The following is a 25,629-nucleotide window of genomic DNA, read 5'->3' on the forward strand; positions in this document are numbered from 1 at the left end:
ATTTGGCTACTTGTAGGGTAAAATTATCTTAACAAAAACAATTTTTTTAAGAGGTTTATTAAAATGAGTACAGGTACAGTTAAGTTCTACAATTCAACAAAGGGTTTCGGTTTCATCACAAAAGATGATGGTGGAGATCTTTTCTTTCACATTTCATCAGTTCAAGGTGGAGAGCCTAATGATGGTGACAAAGTAGAATACGAATTAGGTGAAGGTCCAAAAGGTCCATGCGCTATTAATGTTAAAGTAACTAATTAATATATATAATATTGCAAATTCACTTATTAAAAAAGCCTCGCTATTGCGAGGCTTTTCTTTATCTATTATCTTCTACTAATTTTATTCCATTATCATTTATTTCGATAAGCTTGTCTTTATAAAGCATACCAATCGATTTCTTAAATGTTTTCTTACTCATTCCTAGAAAGTTCTTAATATCTTCTGGTGAACTTTTGTCATGTAAAATACTTGAGCCGCCATTGCGTTTTAAAAAGTCTAAAATAACATCTTTTGAATCAACTAAGTTTTTAATTCCTTGTTCTTGCAAGGCCACATCCACAAGTCCGTCTTCACGGATCTTTTTTACGAATGCTTGATATGTATTACCAACTAAAACTCGTTGGAATGTTTCATTCTTATAGATCATTCCAATAAATTTACGATTTACAATTACACGATGACCAAGCTCAGTTTGAGAAGCAATTTGAATATCAACTTGATCTCCTTCACTTATATCAAAGTCTGAGCCTTGAATATATTGACCAAGTTTTGTTGTACCAAAGATTCTTCCTGTACCGTCCTCTTTACAAACTCGCACAAGGTGAGACTCATATGGACGAACTTTTATTTTTTGTTCATTTCCAGGAACAAGTAGATCTTTACTAATACCAAAGTCAAAGAAAGCACCAAACTCTTGAACTTCAACAACTTTTAATAGAGCATACTCACCAACACATGCAAATGGCATCTCTGTTGTGGCCACTAGCTCTCCCTGAGTATCTGGATAGATGAAGACCTTTAAGTCACCACCTATCGTGATTTTTAAAGGTGCGAAGTCCTCTGGAAGAAAGACTTCCTGAGTTCCTTCTTGGTCAATTAGACGATAACCGTTATGAAGTTTTTTTAGGACCTTTAGAAGGTTTATTTTTCCTATATGAACCATTTGATTTTACCTTTGAGTGTTTCTTTGTTTTTGGAGCCGCTTTATTTGCTGTAGGCTTCTTTGCATTGGCCGCAGCTTTTTCGGCCCTTTCTTCTCTCGTTCCACGGTTTTTAATGATTAAACCATTTAGAAACTTTCTTAGTACTTGATCGCCACATTCCTTATAATTAGGGTGATCATCTTTTCGAAATAGAGCTGAAAGTTCAGTTTTAGTCATTTCAAATTCGACAAGTTTTAAGATTTCGATGATTTCAAAATCTTTTAGAGAAAGAGCGATTCGCAGCTTTTTTAAAATATCATTATTCGTCATTTCAGTGCCTACTTTCTAACGTTATCAAATAATTCTTGTAGGCCACGACGACGGCGACGTTTCTTAGCGACAATAATTTTTTCTTCGCTTATTTCTTTAGCTACTTTTTTCTTAACTTCCACTTCACGCTGCTTTTTTACTTCGTGATTATCAATTGCAAATGAGACCTTAACAGTTCTACCATCAAGTTGAGTGGCATTTAGACTATCTATGGCCTTTTGTGCCTGGTCTTTCTTTTGCATTTTTACAAAAGCAATACCTTTACTTTTTTCAGTTCCTGGAATTTTAAGAAGATTCACATCACTTACTTTACCGTAGCGAGAAAAAATTCCCTTAAGGTTTTGTGCAGAAGTCTTGTAATTGAGATTTCCAATATAAATAGTTTCCATTTGGACCTTGTGGTTAAAATCAATAATAATGGCCCAACCTAACACTTATCACTGAAAAATGGGAGAAAACCTTTGAAAATAGGTAATTCTTTTAGGTATCTAGAAAGAATCCCAGATAAATCGGGCCACTTCTCCTAGTTGATGGCCTTTTTTGTGTCCGAGACAGAATTTTACAAGTGATTTCTTCTCTAGGGACTTAAGATGAACCAAGCTACCTTTCTTAAGCTCATCTCTAATCATCGTTGAGGGCAGACGTCCCCAACCAAAACCATTAAGAATTATCTCTTTCTTTGAAGGAGTATCGGTTACTCGCCACTTTAGAGCTTCATCCATTACACCAAGTTTTATTGTGTCATCCGGAATGGTACTTCTTTGGATAATTTGTGGATATTGCACAAGACTAGCGAAACTCTGTTCTTTCTTAGGTAAATCAAGAAAAGGATGATCTTTTGCAATAACTAGGTACATATCAACTTCACCAACAGGCTTGAACTCAAAATTTTTCGTACGAGAAAGATCTTCAAATATTGCTAAATCAACTCGACCTTCCATGAGCATTTTCTCTCCACTTAGTATTTCTTTTTCAAGAATAATTTCTGTGGAAGGGTAAAGCGACATGGCCTTTTTGATAATTGGATAAAGCTTTTCTTGTTCGTAGATTCCTGATACTGAAATGGAAACGCGAGTCTCTACATTAGATGAAATTTGCTTGGTTTTTTCAATAAGATGATCATATTGAGCTGTTAGCTTGGCCGCTTCATTGAGAAAGTCTCTACCCTTATTAGTAATTTGAGGCCGGTAGCTCGTTCGATCCACAAGAGGGAATCCTACTTGCTCTTCGAGATTGTTAATTGAGTAAATTACCGCAGACTTCGCCTTTGCTAGTGCTGTTGCGGCCTTAGTGAAACTGCCGGCCTCATCAAGGGCCTGAAGGCATTTAATCTGTTCTATCGTTATCCAAATCATGGACTAATTATAGCACAACTTGTCGCCAATAATGATCTTTATTTTCCACTATGTTTTGCTATTATATTTTTAAGAAATTTCATAATTCAATAATCAAATGGAGGAAAATATTATGAAGAAGTTATTAGTTTTTGCTTTTGCTGCGCTAACGGTTTTTACAACAAATGCAGCGACAATCGACACTGCTAAGTCAACGATTTACTGGCAGGGAACAAAAGTAACAGGTCGCCACTTTGGTACAGTTAAAATTAAATCTGGAGATGTTAAAGTTGAAAAAGGTCAGCTTGTATCAGGAACAGTTGTCGTTGATATGAATTCTTTTACAGCAACAGATCTTGAAGGTGAGTGGCTAGATAAATTAAATGGTCACCTTAAAAATGAAGACTTCTTCAATGTAAAGAAATACCCAACTGCTACATTAAAAATTAAAGAAGTAAAAGGTTTTACAGTAAAAGCGGATATGACAATTATGGGTAAAACAAAGGAAGTAACTTTCCTTGCTGCTAATAATGGAAAGAAATTTGTTGGAACACTTGAGTTTGATAGAACAGATTTTGGAATTAAGTACGGATCTAAAAGCTTCTTCAAAAGTTTAGGTGATAAGGCAATTGATAATAAAGTTAGCCTAGCATTTAATGTTGTTCTTAAGTAGTTAGGTTAAGACTCTCTCAAATAGTTTTAGGTACGTCGATACTTTTGGTCATACCAAAAGTATCGACGTACCTATTATTTCTTCTAAGTTACTTCTCTTTTATCTAAGTATCTTTGAGTGACGACAGCACCAATGATATCACCTTCCACATTCACGGCCGTTCTAAATGTGTCTAGAGGCCTTTCAATCACAAGGAGGATACCAATTGCTTCAAGAGGAATCCCGGCCGCTAATAATACCATTTGCATTCCCGACATTGAACCTGATGGCATTCCTGGAGCTCCAACAGATGAGAGCATTGCCATAAAGAATATTGAGAACATGGCAACACCAGATAATTCAATCCCGTAGAGATTTGCCAAAAAGATGGCCGCAATACCTTCAAATAATGCTGTACCATCCATATTCATTGTAGCACCGAGAGGAAAAACAAAACCACTGACTCCTTTTGTAACTCCTAACTCTTCTTCACAAGTTTGCATTGTAACAGGAAGAGTTGCTGAACTTGATGCTGTTGACAGGGCAAGAAGAAGGGGACGGGCCGTCTTTTTAAATAGATCAATTGGATTAAGCTTTCCAAAGAACCAAGCTATTGATGGTAAAACCAAAAGGCCGTGAACCATGGTGGCCCCAAAGACTAGTAGGGCAAATGAAAGCAGTTCACTAAAGATATCTCCAGAAACCTTCACCTTAAAATCAAAGACGATGGCAAAGATTCCAATTGGACTGAGGTTTATAATCCAATGAAGTACCTTATTTATGACAATATTGAGGTCCTTTACGATTTGATATAGTGGATTTGAAGTATGATGAACAATTAATAATGACATCCCAAGTAGAAGTGCCGCAGTTACAATTCCTAAAATATTATTATTTGCAAGAGCGTGAAATGGGTTAACAAGAGCTGTCTCAAATACTTTCTTAATAACTACAGGAATCGAGTTTGAGCCTTCTTCAATAAACTGAGCAGGCTTTTGTTGAGTAATTGTATCCTTGGTCTTTATGGTAACACCTGAATTCTTCCATGGATGAATAAAGAAAACAGCAGTAAGGCCAATCATAATTGCGATAATCGTCGTTGAGACATAGTAAGTGATAGTTACTAGTCCCATTGATTTAAGCTTTGTGATCTCACCAATATTGATAATCCCTCCGATAAGAGAGAAGAAAATCATTGGTGCAATCATCATCTTAAGAGCACTAATAAATACTGACTTAATCATAACGATTATTTGATAGAAGTTTGGTGGCGTCTTCATTGTTGCCCAAGATGGGTCACCAAAAATTGACCCAAATATATACCCTAGAATCCCAGCGATAAGGACCCAGAAGCTAAGATTTTTAACGACTTTTTTCATTTATTTTCCTTCTTTAAAGCACTAGCTTATATTTTAATACTTAACCGTAATTAAAAAAAGAGATATAATTTTTTCTATGAAAGAAAGATGCCCGTGGCTTAAATTATCTAACGATCAATATGTGAAGTACCATGACCGTGAATGGGGAAGACCTGTGCATGATGATCAAGTATTATTTGAATTCCTCATTTTAGAGGGTGCCCAGGCCGGGCTTAGCTGGGAAACAGTTCTCAAGAAGCGTGATAATTATCGTAAGGCCTTTTACCAATTTGATATAAAGAAGGTCTCAAAGATTACTCCTGCTAAAGTTGAAAAACTTATGAATAATCCAGGAATTATTAGAAATCGCCTTAAAATCGAGTCAACTATTTCAAATGCAAAGGCTTTTTTAAAGATTCAAAAAGAGTTTGGTAGCTTTGATAAGTATATCTGGTCTTTTACAGAGGGAAAAACTATATATAACTCATTTAAAAATCTAAAAGAATATCCCTCTAAAACACAATTAAGTGATGATATATCAAAAGATTTGAAAAAAAGAGGTTTTCGTTTTGTCGGAAGTACTATTGTTTATGCATTTCTTCAGGCATGTGGAATCGTTCAAGATCATAGTACTAATTGTTATTTACATGGAAAGAAAATAAGGCGATTAAAAGATTAGTAGAGATTTCCCTTTATATATCCTTGTCCCATTAAATCGTTAATCCCAATTATATTGACCATTGCTTTTTGTACGACTGGTGCTAGCTTTGATGACTTTAGTCCATGAACAAGAAGCTTGGCCTTTTCTTTTACCGAGATATTTGAACGTAATTTATCAAATAGCTTATATACTCTTTGTGCTAATTTTAAGTTTTCAAGTTGTTTAAGTTTCTTCTTTTGATTAGCTGAAAGATGATTTCTCTTACGGACAGAATGTTCGTAGACATAATTATCTCTTCTAAAGTCGTTGCGATCTTCTTCACTTATCCATATTAGAGAATCTGTATATTCAAATGCTAATGCAATGGACTCCCAAAGGGTGAAGTCATCGACTTCTATAAGCTCCTCAATTGCCTTTGTTGAAAAGATAAGTGATGAATAAATTTGGACTTTTCCATAGTCTTGGTTTTTATCGAAATCAATTCTCATCCCATTATCAAGGTAGCGCTCATATAAAAAGTCTGCCTCTTTGTTTAACTCTCTTCCTGAACTGTCATCATCAGAATAAGAGTAATTGATAGTTAGGCTAAAAGACTTTGTCGCATTATCATTTGTAGGTACAACGGCCTTTAAGTTATAATTTCTTTTCTCCTTGCCTGAGAATCCTTTATGATCACTGACCTTTGAATAAATAATTTCTTCGTACTTTAGGTTTTCACCATCTTTAAACCTAGTTTCATATTTTCCGTTTTCACTTATATAGCGGGCACCTGTCTTCCATAGAACAAAGTTTAAACCCCAGTTAAATTCAGAATTATTTCTTTGGCCTTCTTTTTTCATAAAAAGTTCGACACTATCATTTCCACTTTCTTCTAGATCTTGAATCTCTGAAAAGTCTTGATCAAGAAAACTCAGGTAAGCTTTAAGTCCTTCTGGTGTACTCAAATCAAGGCGGTAGATTAGTTGATTTATTTCTTGTTTGCTCTTTTTTAGATTAAAGACAATAGGAGAGTAGCCCTGTGATTCATTAATGCCGATTGAAATTGGAAGATCAATAATCTCATCGACAATTAAACTTAACCCTAGTCCTGCACCTTTAGACATATCATCGAGGTGCTTTATTGTTATTACTGCAATGTCATTTTGTTCTTTCTCAATTGTTACATCTAATGATTTTGAAATTTTCAATTTTGCTTTTGGTGCAAAAGTCGTAACTTCTGGAATCACAACATTTAGAAAATCAAGCCAAAGAAGGTTTACTCTTGAAGCAAAACCAGATGTTAGGACAGTATTTACTTGTTGACCCACTCTCAACGAATTGAATCTCTCACGTGAAGTCGGTAAGTCTATTACTTCCATATGCTTTAGCTCAATAGCTTCTTCATAACTATCTACAGCTGTTGCCTTAGAGAAATGTCTTTCTTCAGTTGGAGTACCTTGAATGAATGGTAAAGAAGATCTAATTAAGAAGTTTGTTCCTAAATAGGCCATTTGCTTAAGAATTGGCACACCCACAGATATAGAATCAACAACAATGTATTTTCCATCTAAAGATGGCATAATTTGACGTTGAACTTTTGGCCCAAACCAGCCTTTTTGATAAATTGTTCCAAAATATTGGAGTTTAAGCTGAGTATCAACCCAGTCAGAGTTCTCTTGTAATTCTTCTAGGTCACGCCAACGCTTATTTATAGTTTTATTAATATCTAATAAAACATCCTGATTATCAGAAACACTATAGTCAATGGCATAAGTGCTTGAACTTACGCCAATTGATAGTATTAAAGTGAATATGATAACCAGTACTGTTTTCAAGTATTACTCAGACTCTTTATTATTAAAAACTAGTTGATAATAATCGATAGGCCAAGCTCTAAGGTCTTTTTGCCCATCTACCTTATAAGTTACAGCAGCACCGTTTAGATCTCCAGTTACTGGAGTAAAACTTACTGGCCCGTCTTCTTTTTTATCAAATAAACGATACATAATTTTACCTGATACCCATCCAATTAGGGCCCCTAGAGTAACGTCAGAGAACCAGTGAGCATTCTTGTAGACTCTTGCAAAACTCGTTAAAGCAGCAAGAGAATAGGCTGCAATCGGTACAATTTTTGTGTCTTTAAACTCTGTTGCAAATACAGTCATAACTGACCATGCTCCAGCAGAGTGACCAGAAGAGAAAGAAGTGTTATTTCGTCCAAAGTTTACACCATCGAAGTGATATGGACCTTTTCCTTCACGAGGTCTTGCACGTGAGCTCAATGACTTAAGTAATTGAGTTGCTAATTGTCCAATTAGAACGGCCCCGACACTTCTAACGGCAGCTCTTTTAAATTGATCATTCTTAAAAACAAGTCCGATTGCCATTGAAGCTCCAACTACAGGAAGCAGTCCTGCTTTTTCTCCAAAGAGGTTAGTAAAGTCAGTAATTGTTGTCATTGTATCGTTCTTATTATCTTGTACAAAATCCATCAAAGGCTTATCAAAGGCCATCATTACACCAACAACACCAAGTGTTTTTAGCATCATTGATTTTTCAGAATCAGAGAATTCAATAGGCATAAAGATTGAACGATCATTACCTTTTTTACTTTTGATTAATTCTTTTAAGTCATCATTGCTCAGCATTGATTGTTGAAGCTCACTACCTTCTTGTATTTTATTATTTAAATCCAAAATACTCGTTGTTTGAGCGACTTTTCCTATTTTTTTAAGCTCTTTACCTACTTTTCTTAGCTCTGATCTTTTTACATCTTCACTTGTTTCAATTAATGATGCTAAATTTGCCATTCTCTCTTTTGCATCTGTTAGATTTTGATTGTCTGCAAATAGCTCAAATAGTTCTAATAGAGCTTGAGATTTTGTGCGTCCGTCATTTGCTTCAACTATTTGATTCATTAGAATTGCAGCTTGATATTCGTAAATATCTTTATCTTCAGACTTTCTATTAAGCCAAACTTCATTTTTAAAGTCAGCCAACCCTTTTTTTAGAGCTACCGTTTTTGAATTAGCTAGATTTTCTTCAACTTCTCTTGAAAATCTTGAATTTGGATAATTGTTTAAGAAGTCTTGGTTAACAAGAATTGACTCATTAACGATATTATTAGCACTACCATCTGCTTTTACAAAATTACCAATTGGCATATTTTTAATGTCTTTAGGTAGATTCTGATTATAGAGGTTTGCCATTTGAAAATGCATTAACTCTGACTGTGGATGATCCTTTATTAGTTTTTTTAGAGATAATGAGAAGTTTACATAATCATTAAGAAAATTACCTTCATAAAGCTCATTTAGTAATTTGATATCTAGCCCTTGCTCAAGAGCTTTAGATTGATCCTTAACCATTGCTAATTGAAAGCTTCGAGCCGCTTTACAATGCTTATCTGAATTAGCATAGCGCTCGGCCTTATCAAGTGACTCTTCAAATGAAACATCTTTAATATCAAAGTCTTTCTTTAATCTGTCACATACTTTTAAGTTTTGTGCCTGGACACTAACTCCACTTATAATGGTAAGCGCCATTATGAGCTGAGGTAATTGATTCTTCTTCATTACAATCTCCTATAAGTTGTAAGCTGGATCATAATCTCCAATTATAAAATAAAAAGGTTTTGTTATATCATTTTGTCTGCTTATGAGTGGGATAGTGACACCTGCTTCAAATGTTTCTTGTACAAAGCCTGCGTTCATGTGAGCGCGTAGCCCAAGACCACCAACTACTCTAAAGTCATCAAATGCGAAGTCACTACTACCTGGAGCAAATGCATCTAAAAAGAGTACACCGCTAAAGATATCCTTATATATTGGAAGACTATATGTGAGGTTCGCTGAGATCATTGAGTTAGATCCGAGTTGGCCATCCTTATTTATTGATCCATACTCAAACCCACGAATAGTTCCATTTCCTCCACCTTGTAGTCTTTCATAAAAAGGAGTACTTTGAGATGCATATCCTAGGGTTACTCTTCCTGAAATTTGATGTTTACCACCTTCATCATTTTCATAAATTTCTCTTGTTACTTGAGCATTAACGACACCTTTAAAGAATAATTCCTGATTATGAAATGAAGGTAGAAGATGTACAGATATTACACCATTAGTTTTTTCTTCTTTATCTTGAATTCGATATGCGAAAGAACCAATGAGGCCACTTACAACATCTTTTGTGTCAGATAAGTCGATATTATCTGAGTACTGTTGTGATAAGCTATCAATGGAAACAAACTCGAGGCGAGTTCCTAGCCCTAGACTTATATTCTTATTTATTTGTTTTTCAAACATTATTCTAAGAGCTGTTTTCTTTTCTTTATAATGGTAACTTCTCTCAAAATCATGATTGGCACTGATATTAAGATCAATTTCAGATCCAAAAATATTCTCGTTATTATAAACAAGCCCAACACGGTTTATTTCTTTTGAGATCATTGTTGATAGGGCAAGTGATGTTCCTGTACCAAAGAGATTATTGTCACTTAAAGAAACTCCAAAACCTGCTCCACCATAGGCTGAACCAAGTGAGAATTGGATTGTTTGAGTACTATTTTCTTGAAGCTGAATGACTACTTTTCCAGCACTGGTTGTCATTGGGAAGAAGTCAATTTTTACATCTTTAAAGAAACCAGTTTTATAAAGGTTCAATATAGACTCATTAATCTTACTTGTATTTGCCATTTCTCCGATGTTAAAACTTAACTTTTCATAAATAACTTCTGGTACTGTTTTTGTATTACCAATTATTTCAATTTTAATAATCTTTTGCGGTTTACCTTCGTTGATAACTAGTGTTGCGCTCTCACTCTTATCGTCATAATTCATCGTGATTTGTGTGAAGATGTAACCATTATTTCCGTATAGTTCTCGCACTCTTTGAATGGCCTCTCTTTGCTTCTTTATTGAAAAGGCCGTGGGTAATTTTGTGTTTAAAACATTAAGAATTTCTTGAGTTTCTAAAAAAGAGTTACCTTCAATTGATAATTTGTTTAATTTTAATTGCTTGTTTTCATTAATTTTAAAGTTGATATCTGCTTCATCTTTTTTTACTTTATAATCTGCTTCTACTTCAATGTTGATGAAACCACTTTCCATATAATGACGTTTAATGATTTCGATATCATTCAAGTATTCTTCTTCAATAAAGAGATTCTTTGAGAAGAAAGAAGACTCTTTAGATTTGATAATTTTATTTAATTCTTTATCAGTGAAATAATTATTACCAGAAATTTTAATGTCATCAATTTTAACTTCAGCTGTATTTAGGAGAACTTTAAAGTCGATGATAATTTCGGACTCACTATTTAGCTCTACTTTCTTTTTAACTTTAACAAGAGGATATCCTTTTTTCTTATAGAAGTTTTCAATAGAGGAGATATCAAGCATCATATCCTTGGACTTAAAGATTCCTCCTCGTCTTAATTTAAGCTCCTTCCTTAAGTCATTATCAATGTCATTTTTGTCTTTTTCTATACTTTCAATACTTATTAGAATTCTTTTGATAATTCTTTTCTTTTGCATTTCAAATTTGATCGAAATGCTACTTGAATCTATTGGCAGTACTTCAAGTTCAACATTTTCATATGTTTCATCATTTTTCTTTTTTAAGTTTTCAAGATCATTTGTTACTTTGATGATATCAAGAGTTTCACCTGTCTTACTTTCAAGCTCTTCAATTCCGAATAAGAGATTATTTCCAATATCTTCACCCAAATCATTTTCGATTGTAATGTCATTGATTACTAAGTCCATTTCCATGGAATCTTGAGCATAGACCTGTGCCATACTTAGGTATAAGTAGGTGAGGAGTATAGTGAATATACCTGTTTTCAAAGAGAGCTTTGTCATATGACAAAACTAACATTATTTATTAACTGTTAAGCCTATTTTGAAAATTATGGCCATATGTATAAAATTTGAACAAGTTAATTTAATATGTAACCCCTTGAAATTATTTGTTTCCAAGGGGCAATATTATAAGAATGCTTCTTCTTGTTGCTCTTCTTTCGTCACAAGAAATCTTGATAAAAGAGAGAAGATTGATGGTGTTAGAAAAAGTGTAATGATTGTGGAAATGGCCAGACCCCATCCCATTGTAAGCATCATTTCTGCTAACATTGAATCATAACCAGCAAAACCATAGGCGGTAGGAAGTACTCCAATAACTGTCGTTAATGTAGTTAAGATAATTGCTCTAAGTCTTGTGGAAGAGATTTGTGCGATCTGCTTATAAAGTTGAGTCTTGTGCGTTGTATACTTTGTCTCTCTAATAAGTTTATCAATGAGGACAATCGAGTCGTTTACAACAACCCCAACCATTCCAAGGGCCCCAATAACTGCGAAGAAGCCGAAGATCTCCATGCCGTGGGCCATGAGAATATAGATAACTCCTGAAATCCCAATAGGTATAATTGTCATAATAATTAGAGGTGCAGACAATGATTTAAATTGAATTGTTAAAATCATATAAATAAGAGCGATAACTAAAAATCCTGCCATCTTAAAATCACCAGTCGATTCTCTTGTTTCTTCAATTTCTCCAACAAAGTTTATAATTGCAGATGGATATTCTTTTAAAATCTCTGGGAAAACTTCGTTCTCGTAATATTCAGCAATCTCAAGTGGTGTAGTATTTGCACCTTCTTCTATATCCGAATAAACCATTGTTGTTCGTTTGAAATCAACGCGCTCAATATTTGATGGTTTTACAACCTCTTCAATTGTAATAAATCGTGAAATTGGTACGTAACCACCTTTTCCATTATCAATTCTTAACTGTTTTAGCTTTTCAATATCAACTTTGTAATTCTTTGCGACAGTTAGTCTTACCTCAACCTCTTCATCAGTACTCTTAAGAGTATAGAGAATAGTACCTTGGACAAATGTACGTAGAGAAGTGGTTACATCACTAGGAGTAAGGCCAAAGCGTAGGATCTCATTTTGGTTAATTTTAAAGTTGAATTCTTTTGTATTTATTGGTCTTTCAATTTCAACATTTTTTAATTTCTTATTATTCTTTTGATGATCGGCAATAAGATTGGCAATTTTCTCTCTAACTTCGTCATCATTATCTTGAATTTGCGCCTCAATTGTTGAACCTGAGCCACTTCCCCAGCGTGATTTAAAGAAGCGAATTTCTTTTATATTTGGAAGGTCTTTAGTTCTCTCTTTTAAGATATCAACGATATCATTTGCTGATAATTCTCTTTCATCGGCAGGTAAAATCTCAACTGTTATACTTGCTCGATTATAGTTTACAGCTCCTCCACGACGAGATTGACCTACGTTAGAGCGAAAACCAACAATACTTAGTCGTTGTGATTCTTCAAGTAAGATATCTTCAAGAGGTTTTAGGTACTCATTGATTTCTGCTTTAGATGTACCTTTCTCTGTATATACACTTAGGCTAAGCTCTTTACTTTCTTCTCGCGGAAACATGACAAATTTTAATTTTGTCGTAAAAAGATATCCTGATAAAACGGTTGAACAAATAAAGAATAAGATTATTAAAAATCTAAAGTTTAGTGCCTTCTCTAAGAAGTTTGCATAGACTTGTTCGTATTTTCTAAACCAACTTACTTCATGTTTCTTCTTTGGTTTTCTTTGATAAACGTGGGCCGGTAAAACAGAGAATGACTCTATAAGTGAAGCCACTAACATCATTGTAATAATAAATGGAAGTACGGCCACGAACTTTCCAAACCATCCACCGAAGAAAAGAAGGGGAACAAAGGCAACGCATGTTGTGGCGATGGCACTAGTAATTGGCATTAGTAACTTAGTTACTTCTGTTGTAACCTTATCCATTAATTCTTTTAATGTGCCTTTATGATCTTCTGTAATTCGGCCAACATTTTCTGCAACAATAATTGCATCATCAACAACGATTCCCATCACGATAATAATAGCGGCCAGAGTCATATTATTGATTGTGAAATCAAAGATGAGCATACAAATTAGGGTAAAGCATAGAGTAAAAGGAATTCCCATACTTACCCAAATCCCCGATTTGAAATCAAGGAATAGGAAGAGAACGAGAACAATAAGACCAAACCCTAGAAGCCCATTACTTGCTACAATTGATAGGCGGTTTTTTACATCATATGATTCATCATCGAGAGTCACAATCCTTAAATCATCAAGTTGACCCTTCTTATACTTTTCAATAAAGGCAAGTGTTGCTTTATTGGCCGCTAGAATATCAACATTATGACTCTTTTTAAGGTTGAGCATTATCCCTTCGTGGCCATTGATTTTATAAATTGAATTCGTTTTTTCAAAAGACTTTTTAAAACTTGCGATTTGATCGAGGCTGACACCATCGCCTTCGTAATTACCTGTTACCATCAAGTTTTTAAAGTCTGATTCATCAACTAATTCATTAATAGAGGTAACCTTTGATTGTTGTGTATCTTCTAATACACCAATCGGTGCTCGAATATGACTTTCTCTTAAACTTCTTACAACGTTGTGAATTGAGATTCTGTTTTGCTTGATTTTATATGGGTCAAGAAGGACATGATTTTCTGGATCAAGGTAACCACTTCGAGTAACAGACGATACTGCAGGTAGCGCTTTAACTTGTGTTTCAAAGTTCCTTACAAGCTGTTGCAGTCTTGCTCGGTCTTCAACTGTTAAGTCTCTCTTTCCCTCTAGGTAAAACCCAACATCGATATAGGCTTTTTCAGATGATTTAAATTGTCTAAATGTTGGAATCTCTGCTTCACTAGGTAGATCGGCCCTAAGTACGGCATCTTGAATGTCGAGGTAGACTTCTCTTGGATTAGGGTAGTTCTCAAGCATAACAACTGTAATTGAACTTGAGCCAGTTGAGGAAACAGATCGCACTTCATCTAGGCCTGCTACATTTTTTAATTCTTCTTCAATGGGTTTTGTAATAAAGAATTCAATATCCTCAGCACTTGCGCCAGGGTAAATTGTGGAAACACGAACATAAGGTGACTCAAACTCTGGCATTTCTTCTTTTGGAATTTTTGTCCAAGCAAAAATTGCAATAACAAATACACTGAAGAAAAGAACGTTTGAGATAAGTAGGTTATCGATAAAGTATTGAATGAGTTTTTTCATAAGACAATTTTAAGTGGCCGTAATCAGGAGGTCAAACCTTTCATTGATAATATTATGTAACAATTAGGCCATCAGCTACGAATACTTATACGAGAACCTGTTATAATAGTTTCATGGAGGTATAAATGAAGATTATTACAGTTGTATACCTATTTATCGGCCTTCTTTTCGCTAATAATATTAATGCTGCCAAGATTACTCTTGGTGGTGGCTGTTTCTGGTGTATGGAAGCTCCATTTGAAAAAATTAAGGGAGTAAAAAGTGTTACCTCTGGTTACATGGCCCCTGATAAGACTAAAGAATTAGTTAAGCCTACTTACCAAATCGTATCATCAGGTAAAAGCGAGTATGTTGAAGTTGTCCAAATTGTTTATGATGATAAGAAAGTTCAACTCGAACAAATCTTAGATATCTATTGGAATAATATAAATCCAACTGACGAAGGAGGACAATTTGCAGATAGGGGAAATCAATATCGTACTGTGATCTTTTATGAAAATGAAAAACAAAAGAATATAGCTCAAAACTCGAAGAATAATCTTGAAGCATGTAAGAAGTATGATTCACCAATAGTTACGGCAATAGAAAAGGGATCGACTTTCTATCCAGCTGAAGAGTATCATCAAGATTATTACAAGAAAAACCCAATTAGATATAAGACTTATAAAGAGCTATCTGGCCGAGGACAATTTATTCGAAACAATTCTTCAAAACCTCTGAAATGCGAAGAAACAAAAAAGGATAATAAAGTGTATAAGAAACCAAGCGAAAAAGAATTAAAGGAAAAGCTATCTTCATTAGAATATGAAGTAACTCAAAAAGAAGGGACTGAGCGTCCATTTGCTAATAAGTATTGGGATCATAAAGAAGAAGGAATCTATGTTGATATAACAACAGGTGAGCCACTTTTTAGTTCTCTTGATAAATATGATTCTGGTTCAGGATGGCCAGCCTTTACTAAACCAATAGATAAAGACTTAGTTAAAATGAAAGAGGATAATAAACTCTTTATGACTCGAATCGAGGTACGATCGAAATCTGGAGATGCCCACCTCGGTCACGTTTTTGACGATGGCCCAGGCCCAGAAGGGAAACGCTATTGTATCAATTCAGCATCTTTGCGCTTTATTCCTAAACAAGATTTAGAGAAAGAAGGTTATGGTGAGTATCAAAAACTGTTTAAATAGCTAAAATTACATATATTCTTTAGCTAAACACTCTAAAGATTAGGCCCAAGTATCCGATATGAGGACGAGGGCCTATGAAAAGACTAAATACTTTAATAATTCTATCTTCAATTATTCACTTTCAGATTTATGCTTCTTGTGGAGGAGCATTTAAATCGTTTCTTGGTATAAAGAAAAACTCATTCTATGACACTCCTGAATTTGAATTAAAGGAGAAGATTAACAAACTAGAGACCTTAAATCGTCGTCTTCGTAATACTAGTGAACACAAAGAGCCTGCAATGTCTCTTTCTGTATGGAAGAAGATTGAGAAACTCGATAATAACTTATTTACTAAGCATTATTCAGTGAATGTAAGAGACTGGAGAGTATTCTTTAGAGACTTTGAAGTAAACTTTATCTCTTTTAAACGTATGAAAGATATATCTGACTTTCTTTCATCTACTGATGTCACAAAAACAAAGCTTAAAAAGTATTTGAAAGAAAAAGAGTACTCGGATGAATTCAATGAGTTTATTTTATCAAAGTTTGATAATTCACCGAATGCCGACTTATTTAAGATTGAAGTTGATAAGGAAGCAGAAAGAAATATTATTAATATAGGTAATGATTACTATGAATACCGCTTAGTTCGTGAGCATATTAGAGACCTTGAAAATAGTGATCTATGTAATAAGGAATGCCAAGTCGAGCTTAAAAAACTTATGGCAAATCTTGGTGTTGCAAGTGATAGAGAAAAAAGTACTCTTCCAATATTTTTCAAAGGGGAGAGTCGTCCAGAGTTAGATGATATAACTCGAGTTGTTCACGAAAATCCAATGGCCTTAATTACAAAACTAAAGAAGGAAAGAAACTCTGAAGTTGTTAATTGGCTATATTCACTATTATTACAACCAGAAATAGTTGATACTTTTATGGGCCTTATTTATAAGTCAAAACATATAGGTAAGTATCGAGCAGTACGCTTATTCCAAGCTTTCTATAATGCTAGAGCAAGAAGACTACACTTTCCAAAGATTAATAATATTGTAAAAAGTTTCAGTAATGACTTAGTAAAGAGTTATTCAAATTTAAAAACAGTAAATACGACAATTCCTAAAGATGAACTTCTCGTGACTTTTGCTCGAATGGTTGATGCACTTGCTGTGAAGAAGTATAAGCTTCTCAAGCAGTATGCAAAAGAAAATGATCCTAAATTTTATGAGAGAATGCTGGCCGCTGAAGAGAAGGCATATGCACGTGGTGATATTAGTATCACTCATCGTCGTTCTGTAATTGGACAACTTGTACAATTTATACCAGCTTCAACTCCTATTTACCTCTATCAAAGATCAAAGCTTGAAGAAAGGGCAACTGTTGAAGAAGTAAATGAAGATGGTGAAGTTATCGAATCAAATGATGATGGAAGTGTTGAGGTTGAAGAAGTTATTGTAGAAATTGAGCACGGCGATGAAATGGATAAAACATTAGAAGAAGTAGCTGAAGTTATTGCACAAGAAACAAGTGATACTACTCGTGATCCTTCATCTGTACAGGGTAATTGGGTAGAGAAGTTCTTTTATCGTATCAAACAATTTTTCAAGGCCAAAGGATAGGTCGATGTTTAAGATGATAATACTATCTACATTTACAATTTTCTTTACCTTTGATCTCTTTGCAAAAGATTTTCAAATTATGAAAATTTATGAAAAAGATAAATTCAAGGAAGTAAAAATCTATAAAGAAGGCAGCGGTAAAAATACCGTATTTATGAATGATACTTGTAAGAAATCAAAAGACTGTCTTAAGCGAAGGGTAAAGCAAAAGAAGGCTCGTGGACTAGCTGGCCACCCTGGCTCAAAAGCATGTAAAGCAATAGGTAATTCTGAATATAAAATTTTAAAAATGGAAAATGGTAATCAAATCGGCTTTTGCCGCTTTTCAGATGGAAGTATGATTAGTGCGTGGAGTCTGCTACGTGATTAAATTATTTATCTTTTCTATTCTTTCATTAACAACCTTTGCAAAGCTTGAAATTACTGAAGAAATGAAGTGGAATGAATATAATCATGCTGCTTATCAACAACTTCCTCCTATGGGGAGTGAAAGAGTGACAAGTCAGCTAGAGGTAAAGAGTAAGCCAATCATTCGTGATCAAGATGGATTTGGTTCATGTTACTTATTTGCTACCACTTCTTTATTAGATCAGGCTTGTATTAAAAGTGGAGCTTGTGATGAGGATAAACAAATTTCCGTTCTAGATGTACTTGGGAAGACTCAATTACAAAATGGTAATTCTAAAGAATTCTTAGGACTAAATGGTGGAAATATTCCTCAAGTTACTAGATCATTAACAAATGGTAAAAAAGTTGATTTATCATTTTCAACTGAAGAATGTGCACCTTATCAACAAATTGAAAACTACAATGGCCAAGCAAATGGGGACTTTGATATCGAAGAGCATCCCCAATTAAAGGCCATGAATGATATTTATTATCAGGTAAAAAAAGAAACTGAGAGTGATGGTTTTTGTAGACCTTGTAATGAAGAGTTTTTTAAGAAGTACTATCCATTTAGTACGGATATGATTGAAAACTTATCAAGGGCAGCTACTAAAATCGCTTCAATCAACGCTTTTGAAGAGTTCTTAAATGAAGTACTGATACCTAAAAAATGTCGAGATGAAAAAGAGAAGGTTAAGATACCAGGTGTAAAGTTTCATCAAGAACATATTTCTGATAAAGATAAATTTAGAAAGAAAATGATTGAGTTATTTGAGAATGATCAATCAGCTGCGATATCAAGCTGTACTTGGCAACGCTATTGTGAAGGAGAGGATGATATTAGTGATATGTCAATGTGTCCTCAAGAGAAGAGAAAGCGTTCGTGTGGCGGTCATGCCTATCTTTTAAGCGGATTTAGAACTATCTGTGATAGCAATGGTGAATGTCGTAATCAATATAAAGTCCACAATAGTTGGGGGACTCATTTTAATGTATTCAATGATAATGGTTGGGTAGAAGAAGGCCCTCTTTTTGATGCCTATAAAGACTTCAGCAATCAACTTGTCACTTATGTGGAAAGCGAACCTAAGAAAATAGTAAGAAGTGATTTCTCAAGGTCAGGAATATACTATTGTGATGGTGTTAGGGGTGCCGGTGATAATGTTTGGGCAAATAAAATGCAACGAGCAGGACATCGTTGTTACTTGCGATAAGTTTTTGCCTCAATCTTTTTAGTACAGCCATCTTCAAACGTTTCTTGATTAATATAAGTTGTATTCTTGTAACGTTGTAAGTCTCTTTTGGCCCTACGTGTTTTATTATAGAAGAAGACATCATCTTCTATTTTCTTTGCATCGAGATTACATTCAGAAGACCATGTACTTGTAACTTTTATCATTTGCTCTGCAACCTTTACAAGATTTGTAACTGACATATACTCACTTGTTGAAGCTGTTTGTACACTACAGTCGTAACATTCATCTGATTTATTATCTTCTAAATCGATATCTTGAGAGTAATGAGAAAGGTTTATTAGGCCTTCTTTATGAAGTTGATTTAATTTTTCTTTTTTCTGATCTGATAGGGGTGATGAATTCTTAATTTCATCTCTAATTACATTATTAATTAAGATATTAATATATGAATTGTTTTTAAATTGGTCATGATTATTGCGGATATAGTCTGTCGCATAGTTGAACTTATATGTGTCTGACATCCTATTTAGACTTATTTCGACTTTCTTAGCGTCTCGTTTATTTAAAAGGTTTTGATCATTTACTGTTCTTAAACGATAAAGAGAATCAAATTTAGCTAAGTTTTCTTCATCTAATAATGAAGTTAATACTAATTTCGTTTGTCCCTGGTTTTTTGAATCATTCAAAATTTTTGCAATTTTTACGGGAGACTCTTTTATAAGTTGCTGCTTACAATCTGAGTGTTTTAAACATTGATCAATTTCAAATTCAATCCCATTTGAAGCTTGGTATGTAGAAGCATGGGCCATTGATGAAGTTAAAAAGACTAAAAGATAAACGTTTTTAAGCATATTTTCCCGTAAAGTATCGGTGATTAATAAGATAAACTAATTATACCACGGGCAGAGTAAATAAAAAGGCCTGTGAAAAACAGGCCCTTTTTTATTCGATAATATTGTAATTAAATTATTCTACGATATGAGACTCAATTAAGTCCTTGATTTCTTGAGTCGCAAGTTCTGAATTATAACCAGGCATTGTAGAGAACTTATCATCAAGGGCGAAAAGTCTAGACCACATTGGTGCCCCTGTTTTTTTGAAGTCAAAACGAATTGATGGGCGAGAGTAAAGTGTAGCATCCCATACTTTGACTACGTCACGCCAAAATAGTTTATGCTCTTTCCACCAATCACGTGCAGGCTGACATCTCTTATCATCAACTTTTACATAAGTATTGTAGCTCTTTTCCATAGCAAGTTTCAGTTCCATTCCATTTTCAAGCATATTAACTTTTACATTATCTTGATCATGAACGTGCCCGTATGAAGTTTGCTCGTGACGATTTGTTCTCCTAAGTACATTGTAATCTGAACGAATAGAGAATTCTCTTCTTGGTAGAGGTGCGTTGGCCGTACATTCCCAAAATGATTTCTTATCAGTATGAATCCAAGGTGCAGAGCACTCATATCTTGGAGAGTCATCCACTTGATATACTCTTTGTACCCAATTACCTTGTGGGTTCTTTACTGTACGGTTATTCCAGTTTGAAAAGCCTCTATAATCTAGTGCATTTGAAGCTTCCCAATCCCATTGCTGTCGCCAATGCTTTACAATGGCGTGTGGAGTAACAAGAATGTGTTGAATATTAACTGAGTCTTTATCTTCAGAATCAACAAAGATCCACTCAAGAGCTCCAGAAGCGTAGCGATCATAAAAGTCATAGCCGCTGTTGTAAGCAAAAGTCTCGGCCGACTGAAACTTAATCTCGTAACACCCTGTCATTTTCTTAATTTCTTGGATGTCTTTATTTTTATCGATAGTAATTCCTGCAAATGCTGGAAGTGCAAGTGCGAGAAGTAAAAATACTTTCATTATTTATCTCCCTTAGTAATTTTCATTAGGTTGATTGTTAGAAATAATGTTTGAAGTGTCAAACTAAAATAAAGTAAACAAGTCTAGTTTTATGGGTGTGACGCATAGATCGTGGACGAAGTAGCTGGTTTTATTATAGGATAAGGCGTTTTATAATCACTTCATAACAAATAACACGGGATGTAAAATGTCACAAATTATTTACACTATTACTGATGAAGCGCCAGCTCTTGCTACGCAGTCACTTCTTCCAATCGTAAAAGCTTTTACAAAGCATGCAGGTATCGATGTTACGACTCGTGATATCTCTCTTGCTGGAAGAATCTTAGCTCATTTTCCAGAGTTTTTAACAGATGAGCAAAAGCAATCAGATGACCTTGCTTACTTAGGTGAGTTAGCAAAGAAGGCAGAAGCTAATATTATTAAGCTTCCAAATATCTCAGCATCTATTCCACAATTATCTGCTGCAATTAAAGAGCTTCAAGATCACGGTTTTAAAGTTCCTAATTACCCAGATTCTCCTTCAACTGATGAAGAAAAAGATATTCAAGCTCGTTATGCAAAAGTTCTTGGTTCTGCCGTTAACCCTGTTTTACGTGAAGGAAATTCTGATCGTCGTGTTGCTGGTCCTGTAAAGGAATATGCAAAAGCTAATCCACATAGAATGGGTGAGTGGAAGAGTGATTCAAAGTCACATGTTGCACATATGGAAGCAAATGACTTTTATGGTTCTGAAAAGTCAGCAATTATGCCAAATGCTACTGATGTAAAAATCACACTTAAGCAAAATGATGGTTCAGAGGTTGTTTTAAAAGAAAAAGTTTCACTTCTTAAAGATGAAATCATTGATGCAGGTGTAATGAGTGCAAAAGCACTTAGAGAATACTTTGCAAAGAATATTCAAGATGCAAAAGAGAAAGACATTCTTTTCTCTGTTCACTTAAAAGCAACAATGATGAAAGTTAGTGATCCAATTATGTTTGGTCACTGTGTAGAAGTATATTTCAAAGATGTTTTCGAAAAATATGCAGCTGAGTTTAAAGAACTTGGTGTTAATTCGGCAAACGGACTAGGTTCAGTTTATGCAAAACTTGCTGGCCTTCCAGCTGAAAAGAAAGCAGAGATCGAAGGTGCATTAGACGCAGCTATTGCAAATGGGCCTCGTCTAGCTATGGTTGACTCAGATAAAGGTATCACAAACCTTCACGTACCATCTGATGTTATTATCGATGCATCTATGCCTGCAGCAATTAGAACTTCAGGACAAATGTGGAATAAAGATAATAAAACTGAAGATACTAAATTCTGTATCCCAGATAGAAGCTATGCTCAGATGTACCAAGAAGTTATTACTTTCTGTAAAGAAAATGGTGCCTTTGATCCAAAGACAATGGGAACAGTTCCTAACGTTGGTCTTATGGCAAAGAAAGCTGAAGAATATGGATCACATGATAAAACTTTCAAAATCCCTGCAGCAGGAGAAGTCGTTGTTACTGACTCTGAAGGGAACACTATCTTTACTCACACAGTAGAAGAAGGTGATATTTGGAGAATGTGTCAAACTAAAGACGTTGCAGTTCGTGACTGGGTTAAACTTGGTGTTACACGTGCTCGTCTAACAAATACTCCGGCCGTATTCTGGCTTGATGAAAACCGTGGCCATGATGCTAACTTAATCAAGAAAGTTAATGAGTACTTAAAAGATCACGATACAGATGGGCTTGAAATTAAGATTCTTGATCCAGTTAAAGCAATTCGTTACTCAATGGAGAGAATCATTAAGGGTGAAGATACAATTTCTGTAACAGGTAACGTATTACGTGATTACCTAACAGATCTTTTCCCAATTTTAGAGCTTGGAACTTCTGCAAAGATGCTTTCAATTGTTCCTCTTCTTGCTGGTGGTGGGTTATTTGAAACTGGTGCTGGTGGATCAGCTCCAAAGCATGTTCAACAATTCACAGCTGAAAATCACCTAAGATGGGACTCTCTAGGGGAGTTCTTAGCACTTGGTGTTTCTCTTGAAGATCTTGCAATTAAAACTGGTAACTCAAAAGCTAAGGTTCTTGCTAAAACTCTTGATGAAGCAAATAGTGCATTCCTTAAGAATGATAAGTCTCCATCAAGAAAAGTTGGTGAACTTGATAACCGTGGTTCTCATTACTATTTAGCTCAGTACTGGGCAAAGGCACTTGCTGATCAAAATGACGATGCTGAGCTTAAAGAGATCTTTACTCCAATTGCTTCAAACCTAGTTGAAAATGAAGCTAAGATCGTTGAAGAATTAAATAGTGCACAAGGTGTTGCCGTTGATATGGGGGGATACTATCATCCTAATTTTGAACTTGTTGCTAAAGCAATGAGACCATCTCAAACACTTAACTCTGTGATTGATTCACTTTAAAAAAATAAAAAGGCCCTCTTAATGAAGAGGGCCTTCTTTTATACGGCACGCATCTGATCTAGTGTCTCCACATTTCGAAGCCAATTCCTTGCCTCGTCGATGGCACCATACTTGAAAATTTGAGCATCGATATCTTCAAGATGTTTAATAACTGTCGGTAATGCTTTTTGAATAAAACGATTATCAGTACATATCGCAACTTTTTCAAAGTGGTATCGATTATCTTTTAAAAATTCAAAATGCCTTAACATACTTCTTAAATCCTCCCATCCTGGGAAGTTTTGAGTGTTAAGGATTACCCCCGAGATAATATCTGTCTCTTTATAAACTTGGTTTAATAGTGTTTGCAAAGTCTCAAAATCTGATATGTTTAATGCTTCAGTAGGAGTAACTGTTAAAATATTGTCATTTGAATCGAAGTGAAATTCAATATCTGTTTCAGGTGTTTCTCCAAGCCACATTTTTGCCTTTGATAATTCTGAAATTTTGAATGACTTAAAATCAATGGGAATAATTGGAGCAAAGAGATTAACAGCACCTGTAATAAGTGGGCTATCTGTTACAACGGCACATCTTTTCATCACATTGAAATACTTTACTCCCATTGCTGTATCTTCAAATACTGCTCCTGGAGTATATCCTTCATAGTTTTCATTTAGGTAGAAAAGCAATGAAACTTTTTCTTCCTTTTCAAGGGCCTCATCTAGAATGGGTTCGAGAACATCAATATAATCATTCTTTGTGATCTTTCCTGAACCTTCAATTCCTACAATGCTATCAGGCAATCCTTGCATAATTTTAAGCATATAATCTCCTTTCCAATGAGTTAATTACTTAGTTAGTAAACTTCTCATCGGGAAGGAGGTTGTGTATTAAAGTTAAGAATAGTTTATTTTGAGAGAATCTCTTCGGCCAACTCTTTAGTTAGGTAGCCGTCGGGTATTTGTCCAATAGAGACCTGGTAGCGTTGAATTGCTGCTGTTGTTTGTTTTCCAGGGATTCCATCAACTGGACCTGCATCATGGCCAAGTTCATTTAACTTAGCTTGAATTTGTTTTGCCATTTCAAATGACATGAATGACTTTTCATTTAAATTAAACTTTGAAAAATAATCCGCACGATTATTAATTAAGTCAGACAAGACACCAATTCCTAGGGCGTATTTTTCAGAATTATTCCATTTAAAAATAGTGAAGAAGTTTGGATATACAATAAATGCAGGCCCTTTTGCTCCTTGAGGAAGGTAAATTGCAGTCTTTCCATCTGTGTGAGGAAGTTGAGTTCCTCCTTTTAGAGTGATATCGCGATCGATCCAATATTGAAGATCTTCTTTATACTTTAGTCCACTATGAAAGTAATCAAAGTCTTGTGGAAGCTCTATTTCATGGCCCCAACTCTCATCTCCACGCCAACCTACTTGTGATAGGAAGTTTGCAGAAGAACCAAGGAAGTCATGACGATTTTCCCACATATTAATGTAGCCATCTTGATCATAGTCAATGGCATAGGCCAACATTGTAGATGGCATAAATTGCGTTGACCCCATCGCGCCGGCCCAAGACCCTTGCATGCGCTCAGTAGGGTAAGAGTAGATTCCTTTATCAAGCATTGTTAGTGCATTAATAAGTTCTTTCTTGAAAAATGCAGATCTTCTTCCATCATAAGTTAGTGTGGTTAATGATCGTATAATATCAAGCTTTCCAGTAATACTTGAAAAATTTGTTTCTAGTGCCCAGAATGAAAGAAGGAAGCGACTTTGAAAGTTATAGTCTTGTCTTATTTGAGTGAAGATATCATCAAGTTGTCTTTGGTATTTTTGTCCCTTCTCAACTCGTTCACTACTAATGACGATATTTAAATAACGGCCCATACTCATGACATGTTCAGGTTGTCTGCGGTCGTATTTTATAACATCAGTATTAAATGTTACTCCGTCAAATGCTTCATCTAGTAGTGCGTACGAAAAGCCATTTTTCTCGTTTAATTCTGTCTTTAGACTTTCTAGCCAGTTGTTGAATTCAGTTGTAGTGGGTGTGGCAAATGTGCTGATTGCCAGTAGTGTTATTGTGATTAGTTTTTTCATGCAGTGACATTACACGTTAGGCAATTGTATTTGAAGACGCGTTGTGACGTAGTCTACGAAATTACGCGAAGTTAGTTGCTTACGAAGCTCTATAGTTAGAAGATGTTAGAGTTGGCATTTAGTGTAACCGTAAGCCGCGACATCGCTTCGCTCGTCTTGCCTGAATACTAGGTCGTATTCAGTAAATGACATCCATCTGTGCTTCAAAACTGCCCTTTGGGGCACTTTTGCCGCACGATGTGGCGCAGCCGGGAGGACTCGAACCCCCGACATTCAGATCCGAAGTCTGACGTTCTATCCAACTGAACTACGGCTGCATATAGTTAAATTGTAAAAGGAGAGTGAGAT

The 25,629-nt window shown here is 35.0% G+C and carries 21 protein-coding genes and 1 tRNA gene; 8 read left to right on the plus strand and 14 right to left on the minus strand.

The window, feature by feature from the left end:
• The first annotated feature begins 63 nt into the window (after window positions 1-63).
• On the plus strand, window positions 64-258 hold the full coding sequence (locus BALOs_RS05185; RefSeq protein ID WP_115360793.1) for a cold-shock protein: 195 nt from the start codon (window positions 64-66) through the stop codon (window positions 256-258).
• Window positions 259-316: 58 nt separating this feature from the next.
• On the opposite strand, the gene BALOs_RS05190 is transcribed toward BALOs_RS05185, so the two are convergent.
• The 4 genes from BALOs_RS05190 to BALOs_RS05205 all read right to left on the minus strand — a co-directional run bounded on the left by BALOs_RS05190 (window position 317) and on the right by BALOs_RS05205 (window position 2,827).
• A complete protein-coding gene (locus BALOs_RS05190) occupies window positions 317-1,162 on the minus strand; it encodes a S1 RNA-binding domain-containing protein (RefSeq protein WP_115360791.1) in 846 nt (281 codons plus the stop codon).
• Entirely contained in the window at window positions 1,110-1,472 is a 363-nt protein-coding gene (locus BALOs_RS05195) for a DUF1456 family protein (protein WP_114706487.1), read from the minus strand. Before BALOs_RS05195 ends, BALOs_RS05190 begins: the two co-directional genes overlap by 53 nt.
• Window positions 1,473-1,480: 8 nt before the next feature.
• The gene (locus BALOs_RS05200; RefSeq protein WP_120404498.1) at window positions 1,481-1,861 is read right to left on the minus strand and encodes an RNA-binding protein; all 381 of its coding nucleotides are present in this window, start codon (window positions 1,859-1,861) and stop codon (window positions 1,481-1,483) included.
• A 99-nt stretch (window positions 1,862-1,960) separates the two neighbouring features.
• Complete coding sequence (locus tag BALOs_RS05205; RefSeq protein WP_120404499.1) at window positions 1,961-2,827, minus strand: LysR family transcriptional regulator; 867 nt, start codon at window positions 2,825-2,827, stop codon at window positions 1,961-1,963.
• Between the two features lie 112 nt (window positions 2,828-2,939).
• Between BALOs_RS05205 and BALOs_RS05210 the strand changes: the two genes are divergently transcribed.
• Window positions 2,940-3,479 carry a YceI family protein gene (locus BALOs_RS05210; RefSeq protein WP_120404500.1) on the plus strand — a complete coding sequence of 180 codons (540 nt, stop codon included), beginning with the start codon at window positions 2,940-2,942 and terminating at the stop codon, window positions 3,477-3,479.
• Window positions 3,480-3,562: 83 nt separating this feature from the next.
• Here the strand turns inward: BALOs_RS05210 and BALOs_RS05215 are convergent, their stop codons facing one another.
• Window positions 3,563-4,837 carry a dicarboxylate/amino acid:cation symporter gene (locus tag BALOs_RS05215; protein WP_120404501.1) on the minus strand — a complete coding sequence of 425 codons (1,275 nt, stop codon included), beginning with the start codon at window positions 4,835-4,837 and terminating at the stop codon, window positions 3,563-3,565.
• 76 nt (window positions 4,838-4,913) lie between these two features.
• Here BALOs_RS05215 and BALOs_RS05220 point away from each other — a divergent pair, with 76 nt between their 5' ends.
• Window positions 4,914-5,495 carry a DNA-3-methyladenine glycosylase I gene (locus tag BALOs_RS05220; protein ID WP_120404502.1) on the plus strand — a complete coding sequence of 194 codons (582 nt, stop codon included), beginning with the start codon at window positions 4,914-4,916 and terminating at the stop codon, window positions 5,493-5,495.
• On the opposite strand, the gene BALOs_RS05225 is transcribed toward BALOs_RS05220, so the two are convergent.
• The 4 genes from BALOs_RS05225 to BALOs_RS05240 all read right to left on the minus strand — a co-directional run bounded on the left by BALOs_RS05225 (window position 5,492) and on the right by BALOs_RS05240 (window position 14,557).
• On the minus strand, window positions 5,492-7,291 hold the full coding sequence (locus tag BALOs_RS05225) for a hypothetical protein (protein WP_120404503.1): 1,800 nt from the start codon (window positions 7,289-7,291) through the stop codon (window positions 5,492-5,494). The genes BALOs_RS05220 and BALOs_RS05225 overlap by 4 nt on opposite strands.
• 3 nt (window positions 7,292-7,294) lie before the next feature.
• The gene (locus tag BALOs_RS05230; protein WP_120404504.1) at window positions 7,295-9,031 is read right to left on the minus strand and encodes a phosphatase PAP2 family protein; all 1,737 of its coding nucleotides are present in this window, start codon (window positions 9,029-9,031) and stop codon (window positions 7,295-7,297) included.
• 9 nt (window positions 9,032-9,040) lie between these two features.
• Window positions 9,041-11,317: an outer membrane protein assembly factor gene (locus BALOs_RS05235; RefSeq protein ID WP_120404505.1), complete on the minus strand. Its 2,277-nt coding sequence runs from the start codon at window positions 11,315-11,317 to the stop codon at window positions 9,041-9,043.
• A 126-nt stretch (window positions 11,318-11,443) separates the two neighbouring features.
• The gene (locus BALOs_RS05240) at window positions 11,444-14,557 is read right to left on the minus strand and encodes an efflux RND transporter permease subunit (RefSeq protein ID WP_120404506.1); all 3,114 of its coding nucleotides are present in this window, start codon (window positions 14,555-14,557) and stop codon (window positions 11,444-11,446) included.
• 125 nt (window positions 14,558-14,682) lie between these two features.
• On the opposite strand from BALOs_RS05240, the gene msrB reads away from it, so the two are divergent.
• The 4 genes from msrB (at window position 14,683) to BALOs_RS05260 (ending at window position 18,940) form a co-directional block, all read left to right on the plus strand.
• Window positions 14,683-15,744 carry a peptide-methionine (R)-S-oxide reductase MsrB gene (msrB, locus tag BALOs_RS05245; RefSeq protein WP_162929558.1) on the plus strand — a complete coding sequence of 354 codons (1,062 nt, stop codon included), beginning with the start codon at window positions 14,683-14,685 and terminating at the stop codon, window positions 15,742-15,744.
• A 74-nt stretch (window positions 15,745-15,818) separates the two neighbouring features.
• Window positions 15,819-17,339 carry a hypothetical protein gene (locus tag BALOs_RS05250; RefSeq protein ID WP_120404507.1) on the plus strand — a complete coding sequence of 507 codons (1,521 nt, stop codon included), beginning with the start codon at window positions 15,819-15,821 and terminating at the stop codon, window positions 17,337-17,339.
• Window positions 17,340-17,343: 4 nt separating this feature from the next.
• Window positions 17,344-17,709, plus strand: a complete 366-nt coding sequence (locus BALOs_RS05255) for a DUF333 domain-containing protein (RefSeq protein ID WP_120404508.1) — start codon at window positions 17,344-17,346, stop codon at window positions 17,707-17,709.
• Window positions 17,702-18,940 carry a hypothetical protein gene (locus BALOs_RS05260; RefSeq protein ID WP_120404509.1) on the plus strand — a complete coding sequence of 413 codons (1,239 nt, stop codon included), beginning with the start codon at window positions 17,702-17,704 and terminating at the stop codon, window positions 18,938-18,940. The genes BALOs_RS05255 and BALOs_RS05260 overlap by 8 nt, the downstream gene beginning before the upstream one ends.
• Here the strand turns inward: BALOs_RS05260 and BALOs_RS05265 are convergent.
• On the minus strand, window positions 18,928-19,773 hold the full coding sequence (locus BALOs_RS05265) for a hypothetical protein (protein WP_120404510.1): 846 nt from the start codon (window positions 19,771-19,773) through the stop codon (window positions 18,928-18,930). The genes BALOs_RS05260 and BALOs_RS05265 overlap by 13 nt on opposite strands.
• A gap of 115 nt (window positions 19,774-19,888) precedes the next feature.
• Window positions 19,889-20,794 carry a DUF6607 family protein gene (locus tag BALOs_RS05270; RefSeq protein WP_114706472.1) on the minus strand — a complete coding sequence of 302 codons (906 nt, stop codon included), beginning with the start codon at window positions 20,792-20,794 and terminating at the stop codon, window positions 19,889-19,891.
• Window positions 20,795-20,981: 187 nt separating this feature from the next.
• On the opposite strand from BALOs_RS05270, the gene BALOs_RS05275 reads away from it, so the two are divergent.
• Complete coding sequence (locus BALOs_RS05275) at window positions 20,982-23,198, plus strand: NADP-dependent isocitrate dehydrogenase (RefSeq protein WP_120404511.1); 2,217 nt, start codon at window positions 20,982-20,984, stop codon at window positions 23,196-23,198.
• Between the two features lie 38 nt (window positions 23,199-23,236).
• Here the strand turns inward: BALOs_RS05275 and BALOs_RS05280 are convergent, their stop codons facing one another.
• The 3 genes from BALOs_RS05280 to BALOs_RS05290 form a co-directional block, all read right to left on the minus strand.
• Window positions 23,237-24,004 carry an STAS/SEC14 domain-containing protein gene (locus tag BALOs_RS05280; RefSeq protein ID WP_120404512.1) on the minus strand — a complete coding sequence of 256 codons (768 nt, stop codon included), beginning with the start codon at window positions 24,002-24,004 and terminating at the stop codon, window positions 23,237-23,239.
• Window positions 24,005-24,087: 83 nt separating this feature from the next.
• Window positions 24,088-25,281, minus strand: a complete 1,194-nt coding sequence (locus BALOs_RS05285; RefSeq protein ID WP_120404513.1) for a lytic murein transglycosylase — start codon at window positions 25,279-25,281, stop codon at window positions 24,088-24,090.
• 240 nt (window positions 25,282-25,521) lie between these two features.
• Window positions 25,522-25,598, minus strand: a tRNA-Arg gene (locus BALOs_RS05290).
• Between the last annotated feature and the right edge of the window lie 31 nt (window positions 25,599-25,629).

The organism is Halobacteriovorax sp. BALOs_7 (assembly GCF_003612895.1).
GTDB lineage: Bacteria > Bdellovibrionota > Bacteriovoracia > Bacteriovoracales > Bacteriovoracaceae > Halobacteriovorax_A > Halobacteriovorax_A vibrionivorans.

What these genes read in the sequence shown, in the direction of transcription:
- BALOs_RS05185 (WP_115360793.1), top strand. Translation starts at nt 64, where the DNA reads ATGAGTACAGGTACAGTTAAGTTCTACAATTCAACAAAGGGTTTCGGT.
- BALOs_RS05240 (WP_120404506.1), bottom strand. Translation starts at nt 14,557, where the DNA reads ATGAAAAAACTCATTCAATACTTTATCGATAACCTACTTATCTCAAAC.
- BALOs_RS05210 (WP_120404500.1), top strand. Translation starts at nt 2,940, where the DNA reads ATGAAGAAGTTATTAGTTTTTGCTTTTGCTGCGCTAACGGTTTTTACA.
- BALOs_RS05230 (WP_120404504.1), bottom strand. Translation starts at nt 9,031, where the DNA reads ATGAAGAAGAATCAATTACCTCAGCTCATAATGGCGCTTACCATTATA.
- BALOs_RS05285 (WP_120404513.1), bottom strand. Translation starts at nt 25,281, where the DNA reads ATGAAAAAACTAATCACAATAACACTACTGGCAATCAGCACATTTGCC.
- BALOs_RS05275 (WP_120404511.1), top strand. Translation starts at nt 20,982, where the DNA reads ATGTCACAAATTATTTACACTATTACTGATGAAGCGCCAGCTCTTGCT.
- BALOs_RS05265 (WP_120404510.1), bottom strand. Translation starts at nt 19,773, where the DNA reads ATGCTTAAAAACGTTTATCTTTTAGTCTTTTTAACTTCATCAATGGCC.
- BALOs_RS05190 (WP_115360791.1), bottom strand. Translation starts at nt 1,162, where the DNA reads ATGGTTCATATAGGAAAAATAAACCTTCTAAAGGTCCTAAAAAAACTT.
- BALOs_RS05235 (WP_120404505.1), bottom strand. Translation starts at nt 11,317, where the DNA reads ATGACAAAGCTCTCTTTGAAAACAGGTATATTCACTATACTCCTCACC.
- BALOs_RS05205 (WP_120404499.1), bottom strand. Translation starts at nt 2,827, where the DNA reads ATGATTTGGATAACGATAGAACAGATTAAATGCCTTCAGGCCCTTGAT.
- BALOs_RS05280 (WP_120404512.1), bottom strand. Translation starts at nt 24,004, where the DNA reads ATGCTTAAAATTATGCAAGGATTGCCTGATAGCATTGTAGGAATTGAA.
- BALOs_RS05255 (WP_120404508.1), top strand. Translation starts at nt 17,344, where the DNA reads ATGTTTAAGATGATAATACTATCTACATTTACAATTTTCTTTACCTTT.
- BALOs_RS05215 (WP_120404501.1), bottom strand. Translation starts at nt 4,837, where the DNA reads ATGAAAAAAGTCGTTAAAAATCTTAGCTTCTGGGTCCTTATCGCTGGG.
- msrB (WP_162929558.1), top strand. Translation starts at nt 14,683, where the DNA reads ATGAAGATTATTACAGTTGTATACCTATTTATCGGCCTTCTTTTCGCT.
- BALOs_RS05270 (WP_114706472.1), bottom strand. Translation starts at nt 20,794, where the DNA reads ATGAAAGTATTTTTACTTCTCGCACTTGCACTTCCAGCATTTGCAGGA.
- BALOs_RS05220 (WP_120404502.1), top strand. Translation starts at nt 4,914, where the DNA reads ATGAAAGAAAGATGCCCGTGGCTTAAATTATCTAACGATCAATATGTG.
- BALOs_RS05195 (WP_114706487.1), bottom strand. Translation starts at nt 1,472, where the DNA reads ATGACGAATAATGATATTTTAAAAAAGCTGCGAATCGCTCTTTCTCTA.
- BALOs_RS05250 (WP_120404507.1), top strand. Translation starts at nt 15,819, where the DNA reads ATGAAAAGACTAAATACTTTAATAATTCTATCTTCAATTATTCACTTT.
- BALOs_RS05200 (WP_120404498.1), bottom strand. Translation starts at nt 1,861, where the DNA reads ATGGAAACTATTTATATTGGAAATCTCAATTACAAGACTTCTGCACAA.